Origin of the sequence: Salinicola sp. RZ23, assembly GCF_003206675.1 — a bacterium.
Lineage (GTDB): Bacteria > Pseudomonadota > Gammaproteobacteria > Pseudomonadales > Halomonadaceae > Salinicola > Salinicola endophyticus.
Genome location: NZ_PZJK01000007.1, coordinates 316,389 through 338,967 on the forward strand (window position 1 = coordinate 316,389; position 22,579 = coordinate 338,967).

Consider the following 22,579-nt stretch of genomic DNA (forward strand, 5'->3'; position numbering starts at 1 on the left):
CCGCCGCCCGCCATGGGGCCATCACAGGAATACGCCGAACTCGCCGGACAGTTCGGCCAGCTTGTTGTGCATCGCTACCAGCAGCTCGGCCTTGGCCGAATTGGCCCGCTGCACGGTGCCGATCTGGCGGTAAACCTGGGGTCGGCCGAATGGCAGCTTGAGCATGTCGCGGCCGTTTTCACGCACCGCGATATCGGGCACCACAGCGGCGCCCAGCCCCGCTGCCACGCACTCGACGATGGCCGGAATGGTGTCGATCTCGGCGATGTGGGTGACCTTGATGCTCTGGTGGGTCAACTCGTTGTTGATCAGCGCCGCCAGCGGCACGTCGCTGGCGAAGTGCACGAACGGCAAGCGCTCCAGCAGCTCGCGCACCGGCAGCGCTGGCGTTCCCGGTGGCGCGATGACCACCAGCGGCTCGCGCAGGAAAGGAGCCCAGGTCAGATTGCGCGACACCCCGGCGTGCTCGGCGACCACGGCCAGATCCAGGCGACCGGCGTTGACGTCGCTCAGAAGCCCCGACGACATGCCCACGCGCAGATCGACGTGGAGCGCAGGAAACTCCTCGCGCAGCGCCACGATGGCACGCGGCAACAGGCCGATGGTGCTGGTGCGCACGGAACCGATGCTGAGCGTGCTGGAGACGCTGCTGCCCTTGATCGAGGCCCGGGTCTCCTCGACCAGCCCGAGGACCTTGCGCGCGGTTTCGAGCAGCTGGAGGCCATGCAGATTGAGGCTGGGGGGGCGCGTCTCACGATTGAAAAGCTGGGTGTCGAGCTCCTGCTCGAGCGCCAGGATCTGCTGGCTGACGGCCGAAGGCGTCAGGCTCACCTCGCGCGCGGCGCCGGCAAAGGTACCGTGCTCGGCAATGGCGATCAGCGTGCGTAACTGGCGAGTGTCCACGGGCACCTCCACGGGTCGGGGTTGAGACGGTGTGGCGCAGTCGGCGTGCGCCCCTATCGTTAAGATTCGCTTCACTTATTGCCAAATATTAATCGCTTTAATACAGCAAAACTAGCTGTATTCTGAGCAAAACATCCACACCGATCAGCACCATCGCTACGACGCGATCACCGCTGCAACGACATCTGGGAGAGACCCGCGTTGGCCAAGCAATCCGCCATACTCGTGACCGGCCCCTATCTCGCGGAAGAGGCCCGACAGCACGCCGAAGCCGCAGGCTACGCCGTATTCCACACCCCGCCCTATCCGACACCCGAGGTGCTCATCGAGCATATCGAGCGCCACGACCCCCAGGGGGTCGTCGCCCGCATGGGCCAGTTCGGAGCCGAGGCGATCGCCGCCGGGCGTTCGCTGCGGGTGATCTCCAAGCACGGTGCCGGGGTCGATAACATCGACGTCGCCGCAGCCACGCGTCATGGAGTACAGGTGATCCGCGCGGCCGGCGGCAACGCCGTCTCCGTGGCGGAACACGCCGTCGCCCTGATGTTCGCCACGGTCAAACGCCTGCTGCCGCTGGACAGCGGCATGCGCGCCGGCCGCTGGGAGAAAGCCGAATTTCTCGGCCGCGAGCTGTGCGGCCTGCGTCTGGGCCTGGTGGGTGGCGGTGCCATCGCCGCCGCGGTGGTCAAGATCGTGCAGGGCTTAGGGCTGGAGGTCGCCATCTACGACCCTTACGCCTCGGACGCCTCGATCGCGGCACTCGGCGCTCAACGTCGCGAGACGCTGGAAGCACTGCTGTCACGCTCCGACATCGTCAGCCTGCACTGCCCGCTGACCGAGACCAACGCCCATCTCCTCAACGCCGAAACGCTGGCCCTCATGCCGGCGAACAGCTATGTCATCAACACCTCGCGCGGCGGGCTGATCGATGAAAAGGCGCTGCTGGCCGCGCTCGACAGCGGTCATATCGCCGGCGCCGGTCTGGACACCTTCGAGCGCGAACCCCCGGAAGGCATCAATCCGCTGGCCGCTTGCGACCGGGTCATTCTCACCCCCCATGTCGCTGGCGTGACCGCCGAGGCCGGCACGCGGGTCGGCGTCCTGGCGGTCAGCGGCATCGTCGACTTTCTCGCCGACAAGTCGCTGCCGCCAGCACGTCTGGTCAACGACATCGCCACCGCGGCCTGCCCCTGAGCCGCGCCTATCCATCACGTCGGCCAGATAGCGCCGGCGCCTCTAGCAGGAGTCCTGTCATGCCCATCGGCAACCGAATTCTCCAACGTCAGCGTCGTATCGATGACGCCTTGATCCAGGCTTTCGCTGCGCTGCCCGTGGCGGTGGTCAGCGACAGCATGTCCCGGGTGTTCGCCGGCGGCGCCGATCTACGTCCGATGCACCGGGAAGGTTCGCTGGCCGGTGTCGCCCTCACCGTGCGCACCCGCCCCGGCGACAACCTGATGCTGCACAAGGCGATCGACATGGCCGAACCCGGCGATGTCATCGTCTGCGATGCCGGCGGCGATACCACCAATGCGCTGATGGGCGAGCTGATGCTGGCCTATGCCGTCAAGAAGGGGGTGGCCGGCTTCGTGCTCAACGGGGCGCTGCGCGACCTGGATGGCTTCCGCGATACCAACCTGCCCACCTTCGCCGCCGGCGTGACCCATCGCGGCCCCTACAAGAATGGCCCCGGTGAGATCAACACGCCGATCAACATCGGCGGCATGGTCATCGAACCCGGTGACCTGATCCTCGGCGATAACGACGGCCTGCTCTGTGTACCGTTCGAGGCGGCCCCTGCGGTACTCGAAGCGGCACAAGCGAAGCAGGCAGCGGAAGAGAAGCAGATGGCCGCGATCCATGCCGGCGACAATGACCGTAGCTGGGTCGACAACGCACTCAAGGCGGCAGGCTGCACGTTCGAATAACGGGATAGCGTTGGCGAAGGCCATTCGGCAGGAGATCATTTGAGAAAAGACTCTCTGACTCTCTGACAAAATAGCATCAGACCAAAGCGCCCACTTCTTTGCATAAACGCTTGACCCGGCCTCCATGGGGCCGGGCCTTTTCGCGTTTTTATCACTCGGGAAATCAGCTTGATTTTCCCAAAAACGATACCCGATTTATCGATCCATTTAGACCAAAGTCCAATGAATAAAAATCACCATAGAACTTAAAATAACCCACGCCATTTTCACTTAATTCTCAGCGTTTCATCTCCAAGACGAGGTGAACCTTTGCCTCACCGGGAGAGCATCGATGTCATCGCTGCGACACCACCTTCTCTGGATACTCGTCGCGCTGCTGCTGGCGGTCTCGACATCGGCCTGGTCGGCCGACTATCCCGCCCGCCCGATCACGCTGGTGGTGCCTTACGGCGCCGGCGGCACCACCGATATCTCGGCACGCCAACTGGCCAAGCTGGCAGAGCCGTTACTGGGTCAGCCGGTGGTGGTCGAGAATCGCCCCGGCGGCGGCGGCGTCAACGCCATGCGTGCGGTTTCCCGGGCCGACGCGGACGGCTATACCCTGATCGCCACCACCTCTTCGCCCACCTTCGTCACGCCCGCACTGCGCCGGGTCGGCTATGATCCGCTGCAGGATTTCCTGCCGCTGCTGAACTACTCCGGGCCTTACCATGGGGTGCTGGTGAGTGCAGACAGCCCCTATCACAGCCTCGATGCACTACTGGCCGCCACTCAGGATGGCAAGCGGCTCAGCTACGCCACCGCCGGCGCCCTGAGTGGTGCGCGCCTGGCGTTCACCCAGCTCGCCCGCGAGACCGGTGCCCAGCTCCAGCACGTCCCGTTCAACGGCGCTTCCGGCGCGACGGCGGCCCTGCTGGGCCAGCATGTCGATATCGCCCTGGTGCCCGCCTATCGCGATCTGGTCAAGGATGGGCGGCTACGCCTGCTGGCGGTACTCGACGACCAACCCGATCCCGACTTCCCTGAGGTGCCGACGCTCGAGCAGGCGGGCTACGACATTCAATTTCCGTCGATCGTGGCCTTGATGCTGCCGCGTGGGGTGGCGGAGGAGCGCGTCGAGACACTACGCAGGGCCTTCACCGAGGCAGCGGCCTCGCCCGCCTTCGCCAAGGTGATGAAGAAGCTCAATCAGCCGGTACGGGTGCTGCCTGGTCCGGCGCTCGCGGCGGTGATCGAGAAGAATCTGCACGCTTACCAACAACTGGCCGAGGCATTGAAACGATGAGTGTCGAGCCCCCCTCTCCCACTGCCCACGGTACCTCTCGCCACGGTCTCCAGACCCTGATCTGCAGCGCCATTCTGGGCCTCGCCGCCTGCGGGCTGCTGACGCTCCAGGCGCAGGTCACGGTCTTCGATTTCGGCGACCCCGGCCCCGATGCCCGCTTCTTTCCACGCCTGGTGCTGTGGCTGCTGATCCTGGTCGCAGCGCTGCGCTTATGGCGGCATCGCCGCACGCCCGACAGCGCGCTCGGCGCCGCCGCCGGCTGGGCCCGGGCGCTGGCCGCCATGCTGCTGGTGGCCGCGGCGATCGCGGCGATGAATCCCCTCGGTTTCATCGTCAGCGTGGCCGCGGTCGGCATCGTGCTGGCCTGGCTACTGGGCGAGCGGCGCCTGCGCTTCAGCGTACTCCTGCCACTGGTGGTGGCGCTGGCGATCGCCTGGGTCGCCCGCCACGGGCTGCACCTGCCGCTGCCCTGAAGGGCGCGGCAAGACATCTCTACAGCCCCTGACCGGCAAGCCAACGACCTTTACCCATAGACCCTTTCGAGAGACCCGGCCCATGCTGCTCGACGCTTTCCACGCGCTGCTCGATGTCTGGGTGCTGATCGCCGCCCTGTGTGGCGTCGCCATCGGCATCGTGATCGGGGCCATCCCCGGCCTCGGCCCTACCCTCGCCATCGCGCTGCTGATTCCGGTGACGTTCACCCTGTCGCCCATCCCCGCCATCATCCTGCTGCTGGGCGTCTATCAGGGCGCGATCTTCGGTGGCTCGATCTCGGCGATCCTGCTCAACGTGCCCGGGACCCCGTCCTCCGCCGCCACCGCACTGGATGGCCACCCCATGGCGCGTCAGGGGCGCGCCGGCGAGGCCCTGCGCATCGCCCTCTACGCCAGCGTGTTCGGCAACGTCTTCAGCTGTCTGGTGTTGATTCTGCTGGCCCAGCCGCTGGCGTCGCTGGCGCTGGATTTCGGCCCCGCGCAGATGACCGCACTGATGACCTTCGCCCTCGCCATCATCGTGCTGTTCGGCGGCGGCTCGATTCTCGATGCGGCGCTGATGACGCTGGTCGGCGTCGCCGCCGGTATCGTCGGGCTGGATCCGATCGAGGGCCTGCCGCGCTTCACCTTCGGCAGCTTCGCCGCCGAGGATGGCCTGGCCTTGATTCCGGTCCTGATCGGCCTGTTCGCGATGTCCGAGGTCCTGCTGCAGGCCTTCGCCGGCAGGCAACAGGGCCCGGCCGAGCGCGGGATCGATGCCGTCTCGAGCCAGACCTCATCGCCGCGCGCGGTGGGCTGGCTGAGCCTGTGGAAAATGCGCGTCACCCTGCTGATCTCGTCGGCGATCGGCACCTTCGTCGGCATTCTGCCGGGGATCGGCTCCACCGTGCCGGCCTTTGTCAGCTACGGTTTCGCCCGTTCGCGCTCGCGTCACGGGGCGCGTTTCGGCCACGGCGAACCCGAGGGCGTCGCCGCGCCCGAAGCCGCCAACAACGCCGTGACCGGCGGCGCCCTGGTGCCCATGCTGGCACTCGGCATACCCGGCGACGCAGTGACCGCAGTGATTCTGGGCGCTTTCATGCTGCAGGGCCTGACACCCGGCCCGTTTCTGTTTCAGCAGCATGGCGTCGAGGTCTACGCGATCTTCGAAGCGCTGATCCTGCTGTCGATTCCCTGCATTCTGCTGGGTCTGGCGATGTTCCGTGGCGCGGTCCACGTGATCCGCATTCAGCCGCGCCATCTGTTCCCGATCATTGCCATGCTGGCGATCTTCGGCGCCTTCTCGGTCAACAACAGCCTGTTCGATGTCGCTGTCATGCTCGGTGCCGGCGTCGTCGGCTTCGTGCTGCGCCGGGCCGGCTTCCCGCTGCCACCGCTGCTGATCGGGCTGATCCTGGGGCCACCGCTGGAGCAGAGCCTGCGCCAGGCGCTTTTGACCAGCAGTGGCAGTGCCACCATCTTCGTGCACTCGCCGATCGTCATGGGGCTGGTCGTCGTCACGCTACTGTGTGTGCTGGGGGCTGCGTACCAGCGGTATCGAGCCGCACGCCGGGAGAGAGCGGCATGAACCCACCCGTGAGGCAGGCTCCCTATTGCGATTGCCATATCCATGTCTTTGCTCGTGACGACGCGTCTCGCCACTCGTCTTCTTCCCAGAACGCCTATGCCAAGGCCGCCTATCAGCCGCCGCGCAAGGATATCGCCGACTTCGCCACCGAAGCCGCGGTCGGCGGGATCGGCCGCGCCGTACTCATCCAGGCCTCCATCGACGGCACCGACAACCGCTTCCTGCTCGAGACACTGAAGCGTGCGCGACTCGCGGATAACGGCCTCGCCGCCCCACTCGAGCTGCGCGGCGTGGTCATGATCGACGAGCGCAGCGAGGGACTGGCGGCGATGGCGGACGCTGGCGTGCGCGCCATTCGCGTGCAGGATCGCTCGCGCCTGGGCCACAACGACCTGGCACGCCTGCCGCGACTGGCCGAACGTGCGGCCACGCAGGATTGGCATGTCGAGCTCAACACCGAGCCCGAACGCTACGCCGCACTCGCCGCGCTGCTCCCCACCCTGCCCAGCGGGCAGGCGCTGGTGCTGGATCACCTGGGCCATGTGACGCCCGGTGCCAGCGATGAGCTGAGTGGCCTATATCGGTTGCTCGACACCGGGCGGGTATGGATCAAGCTGGCACCGACCCGGGTCAGCCGCCATGTCGGGCGCTACGACGATCTCGGCGAGCTGGTACGCCAGATCGCCGAGCGCTACCCGGAACGCTGCGTCTGGGGCAGCGACTGGCCCCATGTCATGACGCCGCCACCGCTCCCCGCTTCCCGCGACATGCTCGACTTTCTCGAGCGCGTTCTCACCCCCGCCCAGCGCGACGCCTGTCTCACGCACAACCCCGCCAAGCTCTATCGCTTTTGAGTGTCTGCCAGCGCGACGGCAGCGCGCTGGCCACGCTCCCTGTTGTCGCTACGACTACGGCTCTAGAGCTCATTTCCAAACCCTCTGATGATGGGCGCCAAGTAGTGAGCACCTGATAGACCAAAGCCGAATGGACACAGCGCTTTTTCCGGGAATTCAAGGTGAAGCTTTTCTGCATCTATTCATCAGAATTACACGCTTTAGCCAGCACTTATTTTCATGTTCACTTTCGCTACGAGCACGCGCCATTGATCAGCATAGACAGACCATAAAACCGTAAAAATTCCGACGAAAGTCGAAACCATTCAACACCTGTCAATGACATCACACGATCGATATCGAGCATGACGTGGCGATGAGTGGTGGGGCGATCAATGGCACTTTTTCTCCCGATGATTCACGAGGAACATGAGATGCCTTCTCTCAAGCATTACCTGCTTTCCGGCCTGATCATTCTCGGCAGCGCCGTCGCGGGCGGCGCGCAGGCCACCAACTGGACCGGATATACCTATTCGTCGGTCTCCACTACCGCGGCGGTGAAAGGCATGGAGCGGATTGCCGACCGGGTCGACAAGGAAACGGACGGCGATCTGTCGATCACCCTGCACCTGGGCAAGACGCTGCAGATCGCTTCCAGCGACATCACCCAGGCAACCGGCGATGGCATCGTCGACTTCGCTGCGGACCTCTATTTTTCCGGCAATGTCCCCATCGCGCGCATTCTCAACCTGCCACTGCTGATCAACAACGACGAGGAGTGGAACAAGGCCTACGCGGTCATGGAGCCCTATCTACAAAAGGGCTTCGACGCTCAGGGGGTCACCTACCTGGGTAGCTATCGCTATCCCCAGCAGGTCATCTTCACCACCTTCAAGATGGCTAGCCTGGACGACCTGGCGGATCACAAGATTCGCGTCACCTCGCCGGAACAGGGTGCGTTCGTCGAGGCCTTCGGCGGCTCGCCGATCACGCTCTCCGGCTCCGAAGTGCCCACCGCCTTGGAACGCGGGGTCATCGACGGCGTGCTGACCGCCAGCGCCGGTGGTGCCAAGAACTGGCACGAGTTCCTGCCATACAACTACCGCCTGCCGGTCAACTACGCCTACAGCGCCGTCATCGCCAATACCTCGGCCCATGCCGCGCTGGACGACGCCACCCGCCAGACGCTGGACCGCATCGTCAGCCAGGAGACGCAGCAGATCACGCAGGACTTCATCGTCGACGAGAAGACCCAGAAACAGCAGCAGGCGGATGCCGGCATGACGATCATCGAAGCCGATCCGGCCGATATCGAACGCGCCGAGAAAAAGATGGCGCCGTGGTGGCGCGAGTGGGCCAAGCAGGCGGGGCCGGAGCATGGAAAGGCGCTCGCCGCGGTCCTGCAGGCCCTTGGCAAATAATCCGGAGCCGATCATGAGCGCCATCCCCTCGCCCACCTCCACTGAACCGGCCTCGGCCGGTTCGCTGTTCGATGTCATCGCCACCGGCGTGCGCTGTCTCGCCGGGCTGGGCCTGGTCGCGCTGGTCATTCTGGTCAGCGCCGAGATCGTGTCGCGCTTCTTCTTCGCTTACTCGCTGCGCGTGGTCGAGGAGCTTGCGGGATATATCGTCGTCGGTCTGACGCTGTTCGGCGCCAGTCTGGCGGTGAGAAAGAACTCGCTATTCCAGGTAGGTTTTCTCTTCGATGCCCTGCCCCAGGGGGTGAAACGCCTCCTCAACCTGGTCTATCTGATGCTCTCTCTGGCGGTGTGCGGCGTCCTGATCTGGTACGCACTGCAGCTGGTCGAAAGCTCCTACACCCGCGGCAATGTCGCGCCGACCTTCCTGATGACACCGCTGTGGATGCCCCAACTGCTGATACCGCTGGGGCTGACCTTTATCGCTGTGTTCCTCGTCGAACGCATGATCCTCACGCTACGTCAGGGAGGTACGGCGTGATGGATGCCTTGATCGCATTCGGCGTACTGTTGCTGTTGATCGTCGGTGGGCTGTGGGTACAGTTCGCCGTGGGTGCCGCGGCCCTCGTCTACCTGTGGCTGATGAAGGGCCTCGCCGGCTGGAAGGCACTGGGGCTGGTGAGCTGGGGCGCAGCCAATAGCTTCACACTGGCGGCGATTCCCCTGTTCATCCTGATGGCCGAGATTCTGCTGGCGAGTGGGCTCAGTGCGCGGCTCTACAACGGCATCGCGCCCTTCATGCGCCGCCTGCCCGGCGGCCTGCTGCACACCAATATCGTCGGTAGCGGCGTCTTCGCGGCGGTGGCCGGCGGCAGTGCACCCACCGCCGCGGCAATGTCCACCGTGGCGTTACCGGCGCTCTCGGCGCGCGGCTACAACCGCCGTTTCGTGGCGGGTTCTCTGGCGGCCGGCGGCACCCTGGGCATCCTGATTCCGCCCTCGATCACCATGATCATCTACGCCACCTTCACCGAAACCTCCATCGCCCAGCTATTTGCCGCCGGCCTGGTGCCCGGCATCCTGCTCGGCGCCTGCTACAGCCTGTTCATCATCGCGCGGGCGCTGGCCAAGCCTTCGCTGGTGCCCAAGGATACCCAGCGCCGCACCCTCTCCGATTACTTGCACGCCGCCGCGGATGTGCTGCCCTTCACGATCTTGATCGTCTTCATTCTGGGCAGCATCTACGCCGGCATCGCCACGCCGACCGAAGCCGGTGCGTTGGGCGTCGTCGGCGCCGTACTGATCTCGGCGCTGTATCGCCGACTCAATCTATCGATGCTCAAGACGGCGCTGTCGCGCACCCTGACCATGAGCGGCAACGTGCTGTTCATCGTCTTCATTTCGATGATCTTCGCCTACGCCACTGCGCTCTCCGGCATCGGCCAATCGCTGGTCGATCGCGTCGCCGACGCCGGCCTGTCGCAAGTCTCGCTACTGCTGATCCTGATGGTGGTGTTCGCCATTCTCGGCTGTTTCATGGAAGGGCTCGGCATGATCGCGATCATCGTTCCGGTGATCTTCCCGACCCTGATGGCGATGGGCGTCGATCCGGTCTGGTTCGGCGTCTTCGTGGTCATCCTGGTCGAGCTCGGCCAGTTGACCCCGCCGCTCGGGGTGATCCTGTTCGTGGTCGCCAGTTCCGATGCGCAGACCAAGGTCGAGGACGTGATCCTGGGCGTGCTGCCGTTCTTCGCCATCATCCTGGCATTTCTCGTGCTGCTGATCGCGCTGCCCGACATCGCGCTGTGGCTTCCCCATCTGACCGCCGGAGGTTGACCCGTGGCCTTTCCTCATCCCGACCCCGTGCTGATCGAGGCACAGGTCTTCACCACCCTGCCAGCGTCACTGCGGCGTACCGGAGAGCCCTCGGACTGGGCGACCAAGAACCGCCGCGGCGCCGCCGTCGACAGTTTCATCGAAGGCCCCTCCTTCGATCGGGCAGGCAATCTGTGGTTCGTCGACATCCCCTTCGGGCGCATTCTGCGCGCCTCGCCCGCGGGAGAGGTGGAACAGATCGTCGCCTATGATGGCCAGCCCAACGGGCTCAAGATCGATGCCCAGGGACGTATCTTCATCGCCGATTTCAAGAACGGCATCATGCAGCTCGACCCGGACACGGGCCGCATCAGCACGGCCCTGGGCGACGCCGACTCGGAAAGCTTCAAGGGCTGCAACGATCTGCATATCGGCCCCGACGGGGCGATCTACTTCACCGATCAGGGGCAGACCGGACTGCACGACCCCAGCGGGCGCGTCTACCGATGGACACCCACTGAGCAGCGTCTGGAGTGCCTGATCGACAACGTGCCCAGCCCCAACGGGCTGGTGCTGGACAGCAGCGGCCACACCCTCTATCTCGCGGTGACACGCGCCAATGCGGTGTGGCGGCTGCCGCTGTCGCCGAGCCAGCGGGTGGTCAAGGCGGGGCTCTTCCTGCAGTTCTCCGGCGGCCGCGCCGGCCCGGATGGTCTGGCCCTGACACGCGACAATGGGGTCGTGGTCTGCCAGACCGGCATGGGGCTGGTGTGGGTCCACGACGCGCTCGGCGTGCCCATCGCCGTGGTCAAGTCGCCGACCGGGCTGGGGACCACCAACTGCGCCTTCGGGGGCCCGGAGGGCCGCACCCTCTATATCACCGAATCGGATTCCGGCTCGATCCTGCGCGCGGAGCTACCGGTGGCCGGACACCCGATGGCCTCGGGCTGGGGAGAGTAGGATGAGAGTGGATCATCCCAGCAGCAGATCGCCCTCGATGGGAATGAACTCGCTCGACGCGTTGATGAGCGAGTGCGCGGTCAGCTTGGGCACGCCGTAGACCTCGACCCGCTTGCCGTGGACCTCGCGAATCTTGCGCGCCAGCAGGTCGAAGTCACCGTCGCCGGAGACCAGCACCACCACGTCCGCCAGCGCCGCGAATTCGATGGCATCGAGGGTGATGCCCACATCCCAGTCGCCCTTGGCGGAGCCATCCGCGCGCTGGATGAACGGCTTCAACTTCACTTCGAAGCCGATGGTTCGCAGCGTATTTTGGAAGCCGCGCTGCTTGGCGTCGCCTTTGTCGGTGGCGTAGCAGCGCGCGGTCAGCACCTCCCGGCCCACCGTCGCTTTCGCCCAGAACCGGCGATAGTCGAACTGCTTGGCGTAGGCATCGCGCACGGTGTAGTAGACGTTCTGCGTGTCGACGAAGATGGCAACGGTGGTCATGGCAAGTTATCCCGGCAGGCAGTGAGGCGCCGTCTCGGCAGGCGGGCGTCGGCTTACGTGCATGGTACCGTGCCGGGCGCCTGATGCGATCAGAAGGAGAGGCTGACGTGCAACGCTTCACCCCCGGATTGGCGAGAGGAGCGAGGGTCACTGGCGAACGCACCCCGTCCCATGGGACCTGCGCAGCCAGACACGCGGATACCGATCCGCCAACGCAAGGAGACGACGCCTGATCTTGAGGCTCCGTGGATCGCGCCACCATCCCGCGACGCGCTCGAGCCGTGGTGTCGTCAGACACCGTATGAGCAAGCTGGCTTCATGGACCCGCGCTCCACCGCACCGATCTCAGTCGCCAGGCACGTCGATCACGATCTTGCCAAACGGCCTGCGCTCCAGATGATCCAGCGCCTGAGGCAGCTCGGCGAAGGTATAGCGCGCCTCGATGACCGGCTCGAGCCGGGCCTGATCCACCGCCCGCACGAAGCGCTCGAGCGCTCGCCGGCTACCGGTGCCGATACCGTGGATCGTGACGTCCTTGAGCATCAGCGGCATGGCTGGGGAGGCGATATCGAATCCTGCCAACGCCCCGATCTGGCATACGTGCCCACCCACGGCAGCCAGTTGGACGGAGACGCCGAGATTCTCGCCACCCACCACGTCGAGCACATGATCCACGCCCTCGTCATCGGTCAGCGCGTATACCGCTTCCCTCCAGTCATCGCGGGAACGATCCACCCAGTGATCGGCTCCCAGCGCCAACGCCCGTTCACCTTTCTCCGGTTGGGTGGCAACGATCACCTCTGCCCCGCTCATCTTCGCGATGAGCAGACCGAATAGCGCCACGCCGCCGGTACCCGGAATCAGCACCCGATCGCCAGCCTTGACGCCGGCTCTCTCGACGAGCGCAAACCAGGCCGTCAGCCCGGCGCAGGGCAAGGTACTGGCCTGGGCATCATCCAGAGTGCGCGGCGCATGAACCAGCCAGGCGGCAGGCATGGCCACGTATTCGCTCAGAACGCCGGGGTAGAAACCGCCCAAAGTACGATAGGCCGGTGTTCGCGCATTGCCCGGTCGACGCCCATCGATCCAGTCGGGCGTGAACACGGAGATGACCCGATCTCCCTCGGCAAACCCCTTCACTTGCTCCCCCCGTTCGACGATGGTGCCAGCCATGTCGGAACCGGGTGTGAAGGGGTAAGCCAGCGAGAGTCCCCGGCCACTCTCGATCACCATCTTGTCGCGGTGGTTGAGCGAGACGCCCCCCACCCTGACCAGCACCTCATCCGCCGCGGGGCGTGGCTTCTCACGGGTGGCCAGTGTCAGTCTTTCACGACCGATCGCGTCCATCTCCCAACGCCGTATCGCTCTCATCATGTTGGCTCCATCGAAGGGTGCCGACGGTCGTCGACAGCGTGGCGAGACTATCCCACGACGGCGAGCGCACTATAATACGCATCAATCGACACGCAGTGATGAATGAGAGACAGCAATATGCGCCGAAACAGGATATGAGCGGAAACAGGATATGAACGGGAAGGAGATCGCCGAACTCATCGCGTTCATGGAGGTTGCCAGATCGCAGAGTTTCCGCCGTGCCGCGTCACGCTTGGGAATGTCACCCTCGGCGGTGAGTCACACCATTCGCTCACTGGAGACGCGGCTGGGCGTCAGAGTCTTGAGTCGCACCACCCGCAGCGTATCGCTCACCCAGGCAGGCGAACGGCTACTACAGCGTGTGGAACCGGCGATCAGCGACATCCGGCAAGCCGTGCGTGAATCGGCAGCGTTTCAGACGTCACCGCAGGGCACGATCAAGATCAACTTGCCGCGCATCGCGGCCCAGCTGGTGCTGATACCGCGACTTCAAGCCTTCCTGGAGCGCTACCCTCATATCGAGGTGGATCTCGTCATCGACGACACGCTGACCGATATCGTCTCGCAGGGCTTCGATGCGGGCATTCGCTCGGGCGAGCGCTTGCAGCAGGAGATGGTCGCCAGACAATTGACGCCGGCACTGAACATGGCCGTGGTGGGCGCACCAAGCTACTTTGCTCGACGCTCGCCACCGGGGGTCCCGGCAGATCTTCACGAGCACATCTGCATCAACTACCGTTGGAGCGACTCGAACGCCTTGTACGCCTGGACGTTTCAGGAGGGCGATAGACGTTTCGATCTACAGGTTCGCCACGCCTTGACCCTCAATGACACCAGCCTGATCGTCTCGGCGGTTCTGGAAGGCACCGGACTCGCCTATCTGCCAGAGAATCATCTGCAAACCCATCTCGACAGCGGTGAGCTGGTGCGAGTCCTCTCCTCATGGACGCCGTCGATCCCGGGGTTCTACCTCTACTATCCGCACCGCGAACACATGCCCAGCGCGTTGAGAGCCTTCGTCGATTTCATGACCGAGCCGCCAATCAAAGACTCTCACCGCTAAAATAACAGAAGCGCGAGCGTGGATTATGGCGGAAATACCTGTGGGAACGTGCCCTTCCAACTTCCCTGCTCAGAGAATGAATCCTGGAGAATTTCATGTCTGTGACAATCAGCTCGCTCATTGATCGCCCGGACTTTATCGATGCTTGCGCGGCCTGGACCTACGGCCAGTGGGGTGTCGGTTCGACGCGCACACTCGAAAGCACCTTGGAGCGCTTCAGGCGATCGGCCCATGACCAAACAATCCCGCTCACTTTCGTGGCACACATCGCTGACAGGCCAATCGGTATGGCGAGCCTGTTCGAAGACGACTGCGAGCTTCGACCTGACCTCAGGCCCTGGCTTGCCGCCGTCTTCGTTCATCCCGATCATCGCGGCAATGGCGTCGCCGGTCTCTTGATCCAGGCGGTGGAACACGCGGCACTGCAATTAGGCGAACACACGCTCTATTTGACGACGAAAGACAGCCAAAACCTCTACACCAGACACGGATGGCAGCACACTGGCATCGTTCAGTATCCGAACGACGATCTTTACCTCATGCACAAGCCGCTGATCTGACCATCGGGGCGATCATGCTTCGCCCAATGCTGGGCCACAAGCGATGATCGAGGGCATCCCATCGGCACGTTATCCGAGTCACAGGCCGAATTCGCCGTCGCCGCACAGGGCGCAGCTATCGAGCCAGAAGCTCTTGCCGGACGATCTCTGCACCAGCGCTCAACGCCTTCAGCTTGCCCTGCGCCACCTCACGGGACAACGGCGTCATGCCGCAGTTGGTGCAGGGGTAGAGCTTATCGGCATCGACGAACTGCAACGCCTTGCGCAGCGTCTCGGCGACCTCTTCCGGTGTCTCGATGGTATTGGTGGCCACGTCGATGGCCCCGACCATCACCTTCTTGCCGCGGATCAGTTCGATCAGCTCCATCGGCACATGGGAGTTCTGGCACTCCAGCGAGACGATATCGATGTTCGACGCCTGCAGCTTGGGGAAGATCTCTTCGTACTGGCGCCACTCCGACCCCAGGGTCTTCTTCCAGTCGGTGTTGGCCTTGATGCCGTAGCCGTAGCAGATATGCACCGCGGTCTCGCACTCGACCCCTTCGATGGCTTTTTCCAGGGCGGCGATGCCCCAGTCGTTCACCTCGTCGAAGAAGACGTTGAAGGCGGGCTCGTCGAACTGAATGATGTCCACACCCGCAGCGGCCAGGTCGCGGGCTTCCTGGTTGAGGATCTTGGCGAACTCCCAGGCCAGCTTTTCACGGCTCTTGTAGTGGCCGTCGAAGAGCGTGTCGACCATGGTCATGGGGCCCGGTAGCGCCCACTTGATCGGCTGGTCGGTCTGCTGGCGCAGGAACTTGGCATCCTCCACGAAGACCGGCTTATTACGCGCCACCGGGCCGACCACCGAGGGCACACTGGCATCGTAGCGGTCGCGGATCTTGACGATCTCGCGCTGCTCGAAATCGACGCCGCTCAAGTGCTCGATGAAGGTGGTGACGAAGTGCTGACGAGTCTGCTCGCCGTCGCTGACGATATCGATCCCGGCCCGCTGCTGATCGTGGAGCGACACCCGTAGTGCATCCTGCTTGCCTTGGGCCAGCTCATCGCCCTGCAGTTTCCAGGGAGACCATAGCGTCTCGGGCTCGGCCAGCCAGGCGGGCTTGGGCAGGCTACCGGCCGTCGACGTGGGTAACAGAGTCTTCATGCAAAAGTGACCTTCATAACGGATTGATCAAAGAATGTCGTTGGAACGGGCTGATCCAAAAGCGTCGTTGGAACGGATCGATCAAAGGGAATAGTTGGCCGACCACTGCTCGAGCACATGGCGGTAGGGCCTGATGAAGTGCCGCTCGGTGAACTTGCCCTGCTCGACGGCCAGCTGGCTGCGCTCTGCGCGGTCGTAGACGATGCGCGTCAGCGAGTAATCTTCATGCTTCAGGCTGGGCTGGTAGATCTTGCCCGCCACCGAGTTGGCGTTGTAGATCTCGGGGCGATAGATCTTCTGGAACGTCTCCATGGTGCTGATGGCGCTGATCAGTTCGAGATCGCTGTAGTCGGAGAGCAGATCGCCGGAGAAGTAGAACGCCAGCGGCGCGACGCCCTGGGGCGGCATGAAGTAGCGCACCTGCAGGCCCATCTTGCCGAAGTAGAAATCCGTCAGCGATGACTCGTCGTTTTCGTACTCCACGCCCAGCACCGGGTGGCGATTGTCGGTCTGGCGATAGACCTTGCTGCTGGAGACGCTGAGGCAGATCACCGGCGCCTTGCCGAAGGAGGCCCGGTAGGCGTCGGACTCGACGAAGCGCTTGAACAGCTTGCCGTGCAGATCGCCAAAGCCCTCGGGGATGCCGAATTCGGCGCGGTCCCGGTTGTGCTCCGACAGCCACACGCTGAAATCGTAGTCGCGCACGTAGGAGGAGAAGTTGTTCCCCACCATGCCCGGAATGCGCTTGCCGGTGTGCTTGTCGATGATCGTCGTCTTCAGCATCTCGATCGCGGGGAAGGTGTCATCCTCGTCCTCGGCACCCACGCTCAGCTCACCGGTGATGATGTCGAGCTCGACGGCATAGCGATCCGCCCTGGGGTTATCCCAATGCGCCAGGGCATTGAAGCGGTTGTCGATCATCGTCAGGGCATTGCGCAGGTTCTCCTCGCGACACTCCCCTCTTGCCAGGTTGGCGAAGTTGGTCGTGGTGCGCGTGTTCTCGGCCGGGCGATAGTTTTCGTCGAACCGAACGCTCTTGATATCGAATGTGAAGTCGTGATTCATCGCGAACAAGCACCCTGTTTGTCGAGAGAGGCGCCGGGCCGTCGGCAGGCCCAGCGTCCGTCAATGCCATATTGGTCAGTACGTGTTTGCCAACGTGTTGACCAGTACCGTGTCTGACGTATCGATCGACAGGCGCCAGGGCGGCTGTCGTCGAAGCGGATGCGCTATTTATGCCAGAGCGGCTGGATGCATGAAAAGCGATAAGATTTCAGCCCAAGATGAATCACACTCATGATGCGCCAAAACCCTTGCCGGGAGCCCCAAGCCGATCGACCAAGCGAACCCGCCATCAATCGGTCAGGCAGAACTGGTCGGTAAAGAGATGGGCGACGAGGAAATCGACCACGACACGCACCTTGGGTGATAGGTGGCGGTTGGATGGCCAGATCAAGTTGAACTGCCCGGGGGCATCGAGATGATCCATCAGCAGTGGCACCAGCCGTTGCTGGCCGAGTGCCTCGGCGGCCAAAAAATCCGGCAGGCAGCCAATCCCTAGCCCACGCAGCACGGCGCCCTGCAGCGCCTCCATATTGTTACAGGTCAGGCTATGGCGGACGTGCAGATCCGGCTCGTCCGGTGGCACCACGAGCGGCCAGGCCTGGAGTCGGCCGCTGTTGGGGTAGCGAAAGCCGATACCGACATGCTCGATGAGGTCACGTGGACAGCGTGGTACGCCATGGCGCTCAAGATAGGCTGGCGACGCGCATAGCAGCAGTTGGAAAGGGCGCAGTCTGCGCATTTTCAGGCGACTATCCGGCAACTCGCCGCTGCGAATGGCGATATCCACCCCTTCGTCGATCAAGTTGACGATGCGATCGGTGAAGTCCAGATCGAGCTCGAGCTCGGGATAGCGCGCTAGCAGTGCCGGCAAAATCGGCAGCAGCAAATGGTAGGCGATGACAGGAGCACTCAACCGTACCCGCCCGCGTGGCGTCTCACGCGTCTTCAGCAGGGCGTCGCGGGCGTCGTCGAGTTCATCGAGGATACTGCGGCAACGCTCGTAAAACACGCGCCCTTCCTCGGTCAGCCGCAGGCTGCGGGTCGAGCGCTGCAGCAGACGCACGCCCAGTTCGTTCTCCAGCCGCGTGACGGCCTTGCCGACCGCAGAGGGTGAAATACCCAAGCGAGGTGCGGCAGCGACGAAGCTGCCCAGGTCAGCGGTGCGCACAAAGGCCAGCAGGCCGGGCAGGTTGTTCATAGGCCTTCCTATTCGAGCGTTTTATTCCGGAAAATATGGAATTAAAGCCAGATTATCGCTCACTCTGGAAAAAATATACTGACGGTCTCTCGCATGGGCTCTCCCATGTGCCATCACTGTCAGGAGCGCTCACCATGTCCGAACCCACCGCCTTGCGTACTTCTCACAGGCGGCGCGCCTTGATCGCCGTCTGCCTTACGGCGGCCGCCATGCCACTGACCTTTACCGGTACCGCGATGATCCTGCCCGTCATTGGGCGCGAGCTGGGAGCCAGCGCGATCGAGATCGCCTGGGTCACCAACGCCTTCATGCTCACCTTCGGTTCGACGCTCATGGCGATGGGCGCCATCGCCGATGGCAGTGGTCGCAGGCGCCTGTTTCTGATCGGCAGCGTGGCCTTTGCGCTCGTCTCGCTGATGCTGATGTTTACGTCCGATATGGTCATCTTCGATTGGCTGCGTGCTGCCCAAGGGCTGGCGGCAGCGGCCACGCTTTCCGGCGGTATGGCGGCACTGGCGCAACTGTTCGACGGGCCGGCGCGTCTGCGTGCTTTCAGCTTGATCGGTACCAGTTTCGGTGCCGGACTGTCGCTCGGCCCGATGATCTCCGGAGTGATGGCCGAGGCCTTCGGCTGGCATAGCGTCTTTATGCCGGTGGTGGCGCTCGCGGGTATGGCCTGGCTGATCGGCGCCCATGCGATGGGCGAGAGTCGTAACCCCAAGGCGGCCGGGCTCGACTGGCCAGGCGCACTCAGTTTTACAGCCGCGCTGGCGCTTTTTACCTACGCGATATTGAGCGTCCCCGAGCATGGCTGGAGCAGTGCCACGGCCGTCATGCCGCTACTCGCCGCCGCCCTACTGGGTGCGGGGTTCGTCTGGATCGAACACAGCGTCCGCCAGCCGATACTCGACCTGTCGCTGTTTCGCTACCCGCGCTTTGTCGGCGTCCAGCTGCTCGCGGCAGCGCCAGCTTATGGCTTCGTGGTGCTGCTGATCCTGCTACCGATGCGCTTCGTGGGTATCGAGCGTATGCCGGAGGTCACCACCGGTCTGATGATGATGGCGCTTTCGGCACCACTGCTGATACTGCCCGTGCTATCCGGACAGCTGACACGCTGGTGGCCGCCGGCGACACTCTGCGCGAGTGGGCTTGGCCTCACCGCGGTGGGCCTGGCCGGGCTGGCGATGCTGCCGCTGAACGCTCCCGCCTGGGCCACAGCGCTGACCATGCTGGTGATTGGCACGGGCATCAGCCTGCCCTGGGGGCTCATGGACGGTTTGGCAGTCAGCGTGGTACCGCGTGAACGGGCCGGCATGGCCGCAGGGATCTTCTCGACCATGCGTGTCGCCGGTGAAGGTGTCGCGCTGGCGGTGGTCGGTGCCATGCTGTCGACGCTGATCGTCGTCTCGATGCCCGATAGCGAAGGGGTGACCACGGCGGCAAACCTGCTCGCCGTAGGCAACCTCGAGGCAGCGCGGAGCGCCCTGCCGGACGTCGATACGGCGGAACTGGTGGCTCACTATGGCTACGCTTTTTCCAGGCTGCTGTGGATACTCGCAGCCATCACGCTGACCACCGCCGTGGTGCTTTTGCTAACCCTCGGCCGCGGAGAATCCGGTGAGTCTCTTGACCGAGCTTGACACGTGATTGCAAGCATCCGCCGCTGGCTAGCCGCGCGACTACACGCATGCGGCCTCGAAGCGATCCAGCAGCATTCGCCGACGCGATCAACTCGCCATGTCGAGCACCACCCGCCCTTCGATCTGACCGGCGATCATGCGGTCGAAGATGGCGTTGATGTTCTCCAGCTTGTCAGCATGCACGGTGGCCTTCACCTTGCCCTCGCCGGCGAAGTCCAGCGCTTCCTGCAGATCGAGCCGAGTGCCCACGATCGATCCGCGTACCGTGGTGCCGTTGAGCACCATATCGAAGATCGACAGCGGGAAGTCCCCCGGGGGCAGGCCGTTGAGCGCCACCGTGCCGCCGCGGCGCACCATGCCCAGCGCCTGCTCGAAGGCCTTGGGCGAGACCGCGGTGACCAGCGCACCGTGGGCGCCCCCGATCGCCTGCTTGAGATAGGTGGCTGGGTCATGCTGCTTGGCGTTGACGGTGACCGTGGCGCCGAGGCGCTCGGCCAGGGCCAGCTTGGTATCGTCGATATCCACCGCGGCCACGTTGAGCCCCATCGCCTTGGCGTACTGCACCGCCATATGGCCAAGACCGCCGATACCCGAGATCGCCACCCACTGCCCCGGGCGGGTATCGGTCATCTTGAGCCCCTTGTAGACCGTCACGCCAGCGCACAGCACCGGGGCGATCTCGAGGAAATCGACGTTGTCGGGAATGCGGCCGACATAATCGGCCTGGGCCAGGGTGTAACCGGCGAAACCGCCATTGACCGAGTAGCCGGTATTCTGCTGCGACTCGCACAGCGTCTCCCAGCCGCCCAGGCAGTGCTCGCAGTGGCCACAGGCGGAGTAGAGCCAGGGAATACCGACCCGGTCCCCCTCCTTGACGTGCTTGACCCCAGCGCCCACCGCCACCACATGGCCGACGCCTTCGTGGCCGGGGATGAACGGCGGCTCAGGCTTCACCGGCCAGTCGCCGTGGGCGGCGTGCAGATCGGTATGGCAGACACCGGAGGCGGCGATCTTGACCAGCAGTTCACCGGGGCCCGGACGCGGCACCGGCGCTTCTTCGATGACCAGGGGTTCGCCGAAGGCGCGAACCACCGCGGCCTGCATCGTGGAATCCATACATGCTCCTTTGCTTTTCTTATTGAAGAGCGGCGCCGGCTAGAGCCCGGCGCCGCGCCAGAGGTGAGCGGATCGCGGCAGGCGGCCTAGAAGAAGCCCATCGGATTGATGTCGTAGCTCACCAGCAGGTTCTTGGTCTGTTGGTAGTGCTCCAGCGCCATCTTGTGGGTCTCGCGGCCGATACCGGACTTCTTGTAGCCACCGAAGGCGGCATGCGCCGGATACTGGTGGTAGCAGTTGGTCCACACGCGCCCGGCCTGAATGCCACGCCCCATGCGGAAGGCCACGTTCATGTCGCGGGTCCACACCCCAGCGCCGAGACCGAACTCGGTGTCGTTGGCGATCGCCAGCGCCTCGGCCTCGTCCTTGAAGGTGGTCACGCCGACCACCGGGCCGAAGATCTCCTCCTGGAAGACGCGCATCTTGTTGTTGCCCTTGAGCAGGGTCGGCTGGATGTAGAACCCCTTGCCGAAGTCCCCCTCCAGGCTCTCCTTGCCGCCGCCGGTGAGGAACTCGGCGCCATCCTCGCGGGCCACATCCATGTAGGAGAGGATCTTGTCGTACTGCTCCTCGCTGGCCTGGGCGCCCACCTGGACGTCGGTATCCAGCGGATTGCCGCGCTTGATCGCCTTGGTGCGCTCGATCACCTTGGCCATGAAGGCGTCGTACATCGACTCCTGGATCAGCGCCCGCGAGGGGCAGGTGCAGACTTCGCCCTGGTTGAGGAAGGCCAGCACCAGGCCCTCGACCGCCTTGTCGATGAATTCCGGCTCGGCGTTCATGATGTCGGCGAAGTAGACGTTGGGCGACTTGCCACCGAGTTCGACGGTGGAGGGGATGATGTTCTCGGCGGCGCACTTGAGGATGTGCGAGCCGACCGGGGTCGAGCCGGTGAAGGCGATCTTGGCGATGCGCTTGCTGGTCGCCAGCGCCTGGCCGACCTCCTCGCCGTAACCGTTGACGATGTTGACCACGCCGGGCGGCAGCAGGTCACCGATCAGCTCCATCACCTTGAGGATCGAGGCCGGGGTCTGCTCGGCGGGCTTGAGCACCACGCAGTTGCCCGCCGCCAGCGCCGGCGCGAGCTTCCAGGTGGCCATCAGGATGGGGAAGTTCCAGGGGATGATCTGCCCCACCACGCCCAGTGGCTCGTGGAAGTGATAGGCCACGGTGTTGGCGTCGATATCGGCGGCGGTGCCCTCCTGGGCGCGAATGCAGCCGGCGAAGTAGCGGAAGTGATCCACCGCCAGCGGCAGGTCGGCGTTGAGCGTCTCGCGCACCGCCTTGCCGTTGTCCCAGGTCTCGGCGACGGCGAGCATTTCCAGATTCTGCTCGATACGGTCGGCGATCTTGAGCAGCAGATTGCTGCGCTCGGCGGCGGAGGTCTTGCCCCAGTCCGGGGCGGCCGCGTGGGCGGCATCCAGCGCCTTCTCGATGTCTTCCGCCGTGGAGCGCGGGATCTCGCAGAACACCTTGCCGTTGACGGGGCTGACATTGTCGAAGTATTGGCCCTTCACCGGTGCGACGAATTCGCCGCCGATGTAGTTGCCGTAGCGTTTGTCGAAGCTGACGAGGGCGCCGTCGCTTCCGGGGTTGGCGTAAATCATGGCTGTGCTCCTGACGTTATCGTTATGCATCACACAGATCGATTCTTGGTCACGAAGCCCGGCTGCGACATACTCCCCAAGCAGGAAATCGTCTCCTCCCTTGGGAGGAGACGCCAC

The 22,579-nt window shown here is 64.0% G+C and carries 21 protein-coding genes; 13 read left to right on the plus strand and 8 right to left on the minus strand.

The features are described 5' to 3' along the window. Nucleotides 1-21 precede the first annotated feature (21 nt). Complete coding sequence (locus tag DOM67_RS07640) at nucleotides 22-903, minus strand: LysR substrate-binding domain-containing protein (RefSeq protein WP_110675036.1); 882 nt, start codon at nucleotides 901-903, stop codon at nucleotides 22-24. Nucleotides 904-1,104: 201 nt separating this feature from the next. Here DOM67_RS07640 and DOM67_RS07645 point away from each other — a divergent pair, with 201 nt between their 5' ends. From DOM67_RS07645 to DOM67_RS07690, 10 genes are all read left to right on the plus strand, one after another. Beyond that, nucleotides 1,105-2,097, plus strand: a complete 993-nt coding sequence (locus tag DOM67_RS07645) for a hydroxyacid dehydrogenase (RefSeq protein ID WP_110675037.1) — start codon at nucleotides 1,105-1,107, stop codon at nucleotides 2,095-2,097. Between the two features lie 59 nt (nucleotides 2,098-2,156). Beyond that, entirely contained in the window at nucleotides 2,157-2,831 is a 675-nt protein-coding gene (locus tag DOM67_RS07650) for an RraA family protein (protein ID WP_110675038.1), read from the plus strand. A gap of 331 nt (nucleotides 2,832-3,162) precedes the next feature. Next, entirely contained in the window at nucleotides 3,163-4,116 is a 954-nt protein-coding gene (locus tag DOM67_RS07655) for a tripartite tricarboxylate transporter substrate binding protein (protein WP_110675039.1), read from the plus strand. Further along, nucleotides 4,113-4,589 carry a tripartite tricarboxylate transporter TctB family protein gene (locus DOM67_RS07660; RefSeq protein WP_110675040.1) on the plus strand — a complete coding sequence of 159 codons (477 nt, stop codon included), beginning with the start codon at nucleotides 4,113-4,115 and terminating at the stop codon, nucleotides 4,587-4,589. Before DOM67_RS07655 ends, DOM67_RS07660 begins: the two co-directional genes overlap by 4 nt. A gap of 82 nt (nucleotides 4,590-4,671) precedes the next feature. After that, nucleotides 4,672-6,177 carry a tripartite tricarboxylate transporter permease gene (locus DOM67_RS07665; RefSeq protein ID WP_110675041.1) on the plus strand — a complete coding sequence of 502 codons (1,506 nt, stop codon included), beginning with the start codon at nucleotides 4,672-4,674 and terminating at the stop codon, nucleotides 6,175-6,177. Further along, nucleotides 6,174-7,031, plus strand: a complete 858-nt coding sequence (locus DOM67_RS07670; protein WP_110675042.1) for an amidohydrolase family protein — start codon at nucleotides 6,174-6,176, stop codon at nucleotides 7,029-7,031. The genes DOM67_RS07665 and DOM67_RS07670 overlap by 4 nt, the downstream gene beginning before the upstream one ends. A 413-nt stretch (nucleotides 7,032-7,444) precedes the next feature. Continuing rightward, nucleotides 7,445-8,431 (plus strand): TRAP transporter substrate-binding protein DctP, encoded by a 987-nt coding sequence (dctP, locus tag DOM67_RS07675; protein WP_110675309.1) that lies wholly within the window; start codon nucleotides 7,445-7,447, stop codon nucleotides 8,429-8,431. Nucleotides 8,432-8,444: 13 nt separating this feature from the next. Further along, nucleotides 8,445-8,969, plus strand: coding sequence for a TRAP transporter small permease (locus DOM67_RS07680; RefSeq protein WP_157958810.1), 525 nt, complete (start codon nucleotides 8,445-8,447; stop codon nucleotides 8,967-8,969). After that, entirely contained in the window at nucleotides 8,969-10,264 is a 1,296-nt protein-coding gene (locus DOM67_RS07685; protein ID WP_110675044.1) for a TRAP transporter large permease, read from the plus strand. Before DOM67_RS07680 ends, DOM67_RS07685 begins: the two co-directional genes overlap by 1 nt. 3 nt (nucleotides 10,265-10,267) lie before the next feature. Next, nucleotides 10,268-11,203 (plus strand): SMP-30/gluconolactonase/LRE family protein, encoded by a 936-nt coding sequence (locus DOM67_RS07690; protein ID WP_110675045.1) that lies wholly within the window; start codon nucleotides 10,268-10,270, stop codon nucleotides 11,201-11,203. 12 nt (nucleotides 11,204-11,215) lie between these two features. Here the strand turns inward: DOM67_RS07690 and DOM67_RS07695 are convergent, their stop codons facing one another. Both DOM67_RS07695 and DOM67_RS07700 read right to left on the minus strand, forming a co-directional pair. After that, the gene (locus tag DOM67_RS07695; RefSeq protein ID WP_110675046.1) at nucleotides 11,216-11,692 is read right to left on the minus strand and encodes an NYN domain-containing protein; all 477 of its coding nucleotides are present in this window, start codon (nucleotides 11,690-11,692) and stop codon (nucleotides 11,216-11,218) included. A 345-nt stretch (nucleotides 11,693-12,037) separates the two neighbouring features. After that, nucleotides 12,038-13,066, minus strand: a complete 1,029-nt coding sequence (locus DOM67_RS07700; protein ID WP_232825172.1) for an NAD(P)-dependent alcohol dehydrogenase — start codon at nucleotides 13,064-13,066, stop codon at nucleotides 12,038-12,040. 151 nt (nucleotides 13,067-13,217) lie between these two features. Between DOM67_RS07700 and DOM67_RS07705 the strand changes: the two genes are divergently transcribed. After that, the gene (locus DOM67_RS07705) at nucleotides 13,218-14,129 is read left to right on the plus strand and encodes a LysR family transcriptional regulator (protein ID WP_110675048.1); all 912 of its coding nucleotides are present in this window, start codon (nucleotides 13,218-13,220) and stop codon (nucleotides 14,127-14,129) included. A gap of 95 nt (nucleotides 14,130-14,224) precedes the next feature. Then, nucleotides 14,225-14,689, plus strand: coding sequence for a GNAT family N-acetyltransferase (locus DOM67_RS07710; protein ID WP_110675049.1), 465 nt, complete (start codon nucleotides 14,225-14,227; stop codon nucleotides 14,687-14,689). A gap of 115 nt (nucleotides 14,690-14,804) precedes the next feature. Here the strand turns inward: DOM67_RS07710 and DOM67_RS07715 are convergent, their stop codons facing one another. The 3 genes from DOM67_RS07715 to DOM67_RS07725 all read right to left on the minus strand — a co-directional run bounded on the left by DOM67_RS07715 (nucleotide 14,805) and on the right by DOM67_RS07725 (nucleotide 18,099). Next, on the minus strand, nucleotides 14,805-15,836 hold the full coding sequence (locus tag DOM67_RS07715) for a methionine synthase (RefSeq protein ID WP_110675050.1): 1,032 nt from the start codon (nucleotides 15,834-15,836) through the stop codon (nucleotides 14,805-14,807). Nucleotides 15,837-15,917: 81 nt separating this feature from the next. After that, nucleotides 15,918-16,901: a DUF1852 domain-containing protein gene (locus DOM67_RS07720; protein WP_110675051.1), complete on the minus strand. Its 984-nt coding sequence runs from the start codon at nucleotides 16,899-16,901 to the stop codon at nucleotides 15,918-15,920. A 289-nt stretch (nucleotides 16,902-17,190) separates the two neighbouring features. Then, nucleotides 17,191-18,099 carry a LysR substrate-binding domain-containing protein gene (locus DOM67_RS07725; RefSeq protein ID WP_110675052.1) on the minus strand — a complete coding sequence of 303 codons (909 nt, stop codon included), beginning with the start codon at nucleotides 18,097-18,099 and terminating at the stop codon, nucleotides 17,191-17,193. Between the two features lie 134 nt (nucleotides 18,100-18,233). Here DOM67_RS07725 and DOM67_RS07730 point away from each other — a divergent pair, with 134 nt between their 5' ends. Further along, nucleotides 18,234-19,739 (plus strand): MFS transporter, encoded by a 1,506-nt coding sequence (locus DOM67_RS07730; protein ID WP_110675053.1) that lies wholly within the window; start codon nucleotides 18,234-18,236, stop codon nucleotides 19,737-19,739. Nucleotides 19,740-19,826: 87 nt separating this feature from the next. Here the strand turns inward: DOM67_RS07730 and adhP are convergent, their stop codons facing one another. Both adhP and DOM67_RS07740 read right to left on the minus strand, forming a co-directional pair. Beyond that, a complete protein-coding gene (gene adhP / locus DOM67_RS07735) occupies nucleotides 19,827-20,855 on the minus strand; it encodes an alcohol dehydrogenase AdhP (protein ID WP_110675054.1) in 1,029 nt (342 codons plus the stop codon). A gap of 86 nt (nucleotides 20,856-20,941) precedes the next feature. Next, nucleotides 20,942-22,462 carry an aldehyde dehydrogenase family protein gene (locus DOM67_RS07740; protein WP_110675055.1) on the minus strand — a complete coding sequence of 507 codons (1,521 nt, stop codon included), beginning with the start codon at nucleotides 22,460-22,462 and terminating at the stop codon, nucleotides 20,942-20,944. Nucleotides 22,463-22,579 lie beyond the last annotated feature (117 nt).